This window comes from Mycobacterium sp. IDUB_19 (assembly GCF_055419445.1).
Genome location: NZ_JBVAXR010000227.1, coordinates 1 through 268, shown reverse-complemented (window position 1 = coordinate 268; position 268 = coordinate 1). Strand labels below are relative to the sequence as shown.

Annotated in this window: 1 protein-coding gene; it reads left to right on the top strand. The window is 38.8% G+C overall.

The genetic code is table 11. The features are described 5' to 3' along the window. Positions 1-12: 12 nt before the first annotated feature. The coding region (locus ACZY0B_RS28065; RefSeq protein WP_463767472.1) for a glucuronate isomerase at positions 13-268 on the top strand (256 nt) is incomplete at its 3' end.

The following is a 268-nucleotide window of genomic DNA, read 5'->3' as shown; positions in this document are numbered from 1 at the left end:
AAGTGGAGAGCCATGCGTACAAATGGCGTGGCCGAAAAATACTGTACAGGTTCGGCTTCTGATAAAGAAAAATTTGAGCAATGGGCTGCAACAGTTCCTTTTACCTTGCGTAATCCATTATATCATTGGACCCATCTAGAGTTACATAGATATTTTGGAATATCGGCATTATTATCTCCTGATACATCATCAGCTATTTATAAGGAAGCAAGTACGCAAATAAGTGATCCTTCTATGAGTACACGAAACCTTATCCGGAAAATGAATG